Annotated in this window: 2 protein-coding genes; one reads left to right on the top strand and one right to left on the bottom strand. The window is 46.4% G+C overall.

Going from position 1 to position 2,591, the window contains the following annotated elements; all coding sequences use genetic code 11:
• The first annotated feature begins 1,222 nt into the window (after positions 1-1,222).
• Positions 1,223-1,531 carry a type 1 fimbrial protein gene (locus NNN71_RS24305; protein ID WP_163448135.1) on the top strand — a complete coding sequence of 103 codons (309 nt, stop codon included), beginning with the start codon at positions 1,223-1,225 and terminating at the stop codon, positions 1,529-1,531.
• A gap of 435 nt (positions 1,532-1,966) precedes the next feature.
• On the opposite strand, the gene NNN71_RS24310 is transcribed toward NNN71_RS24305, so the two are convergent.
• The gene (locus NNN71_RS24310) at positions 1,967-2,209 is read right to left on the bottom strand and encodes a hypothetical protein (protein WP_167576209.1); all 243 of its coding nucleotides are present in this window, start codon (positions 2,207-2,209) and stop codon (positions 1,967-1,969) included.
• Positions 2,210-2,591: the final 382 nt, after the last annotated feature.

A 2,591-nucleotide genomic window follows, 5' to 3' on the forward strand; every position in this document is an offset into this window, starting at 1 on the left:
CACTCATACCGCCAGAACGTTATGTAATTTAATTAACGGGTGTCGTGATTATCACCAGCTCTATTTTGTTTTTATTACAAAATAATCGATTTTTACGGCAATAGCACACAGCACTTTATAACGCGTGAAAGGGTTAATCATGAAAATGAAGCAACTCGCCATCATTGTGGCGCTCACCGTTTTATACCCTGCAACGACTATATATGCCGTAGCTGCAGGTGGTAATGACAATAGCGGTGGAAATGGCAATAGCGGCCAAAACGCAAATAACCAAGGCAATGGCAATGGTAACAACGGGAATGGTAACGGCAATGGAGGCGGCGGCAACGGAAGCGGCAATAACGGCAACGGCAATGCCAACGGTAATGGCGGCGGCGGTGATAACGGCGGCGGTCAGGGTGGCGGCNACGGNGGTGGCCAGGGTGGCGGTCACGGTGGCGGCTGGGGTGATGGTCATGGAGGTGGTCAGGGCCATAACCCGTTTGGTGGTCATGGCAACCATGGCGGTAATGGTGGCGGTCACGGCGGCGGCTGGGGTGATGGTAACGGAGGCGGCCAGGGCCATAACCCGTTTGGCGGTCATGGAAATCATGGCGGTGGCGGTAACCATGGCGGTGGCGGCAACCACGGCGGTGGCGGCAACCACGGCGGTGGCGACAATCACGGCGGTGGCGNNAACNACGGCGGTGGCGGTAACNANGGCGGTGGCGACAACCACGGAGGTGGCGGTAACNANGGCGGTGGCGGNAACAACATCGGTGGCGGCAACAACATCGGTGGCGGTAGCAACAACGTCAGTGGTCGTAGCAACGGCGGTGGTTCAGGCATAACCGCGACAACCGTTCGCGGCGGACAAGCGGGTAATAACAACTCGGATAACAACAGTTCTCGATCGTCTAAGTGCAACCAGCCTGGGGCGATTGGCTGTAACTTCCGCTAATCAGGTCAAATGTTAGTCGGGAGATACCGATATACGTTTCATCTCCAGAAGGCCGTAGCCGGTGTGCTGCGGCCTTTTTATGTTTGAGAGTCGTTATAAAGAATGCACTGACACTGCCGATAATGAAGCTAACTATATAAATTTTCTATGTAAAACGGAGTTGCAAAAGTCTTAATGTAAGCATAATGTGAGAAAAATGTTTACATTTAGAGTGCTCGCTTCGAATTGCAGATCCTGGACGCAACGTCTTCATGGAAGATCTCAAATTATCGGAGAGTTACCATGCAAACATTCCCGCGATTTTTCACTGCTATCATCTCCTCGCTTGCCTTTTTCTGTTTCAGCGCGCTGGCCGCAAACAGTGGTGTGATCCACTTTCGTGGGCAGATCGTCGAGCCGCCCTGTGATTACCAACCTTCGCCGACCAAAATGAGCGTGAACTGTTATCAGGACGGTAAGAATCATGTTCAGACAGTATCAATGAAATCCCTGCTACAGGGGCAGCAGTTTGTCAATGACAAGAGCACCGCCACGCTGCACTGGCTAAATACGGATAAAAATGCAGCGATCCTCACCGTACAGTACAAATAGCCCGAAACGAAATGACGGGGCGTGTTGTTTATGGTAGGCAGTTTTAGTTGGCCACTTCATTTTCGATCTGGTTGATAGCAAGAGAGCTAACCCTGTTAACAACATAACTGTGCTATGTCGTGAAAGCTGGAGATGGGTGATAACAGCATAACAACTAAAGCCAGCCTCAGGGCTGGCTTTCTCTTCATCTAACCTGTCCACATTCACTGTAAGTTAAACTCATCATTGCAAGTAGATGGCTTGCTACTTCAAACGGGAGAGTAAAAAGGATGATTTTGGACTCCGATAAAGAAACGTTGACATTTTCTCATCATCAATATGAGCAATTACAGCAAGGGTATGAAGTAACATCAAATTATTTTATTCATCATTGGGTTCATCTCGGACTACAGGTGGTGAATCGAGTACAAATACATTTCTCAAAAAATCATCCCGTCACTTTTTAATCTCATGGCATGTAGCATCTGAGACAGAATTAGTTACCCTCTGAACCCATCCCCATCCAGACATTTTATTCCCATCAAAATCTAGCTCAAAATCAGTAGCATTACCATCAGTGAAATGCGTCGCAGTTGTTTTATTCGATGAGAAATAACATTCTGCATCAGGTTTTACTTCTGGCTTATCATCACACCCAATCAAGGCAAATAGGCATAGTATCGCAAAGATCTTTTTCATTTTATTCACTGTCCACTACACAATCAACGCCCATCAATGAACGCTGTTTACCACTGACTTTTATGACCATCTGAATTCCAGAATATGTCTCACCATCTTTGATGTAGATTAATTGATTACTGGCTTCACTTGTTTCAATCAATCCTGTTCTCATTTGCATCTTATCCCCTTCCTTCCACTTGTCATTACGTACAGGGCTAGTTTGAAAATCAAAATTCACTCCATGCATTTTAATCATCNTTAAATTTCCATTTTCAAGAAATTCTAATGGATACTTAGAAACACCCTGAGAGGTAATTTCACCAGTGTTAAGAATTGAATCTTCGACAATTACTTTGTCACAATGACCTATAGCCATTACATTAAATGCAGATGCTAATAA

The sequence above is a fragment of the Kluyvera sp. Awk 3 genome (assembly GCF_028069715.1).
Taxonomy (GTDB): domain Bacteria; phylum Pseudomonadota; class Gammaproteobacteria; order Enterobacterales; family Enterobacteriaceae; genus Kluyvera; species Kluyvera georgiana_A.

Excerpts from the sequence above, each read along its gene's own strand:
- NNN71_RS24305 (WP_163448135.1), top strand. The coding sequence starts at position 1,223 with ATGCAAACATTCCCGCGATTTTTCACTGCTATCATCTCCTCGCTTGCC.
- NNN71_RS24310 (WP_167576209.1), bottom strand. The coding sequence starts at position 2,209 with ATGAAAAAGATCTTTGCGATACTATGCCTATTTGCCTTGATTGGGTGT.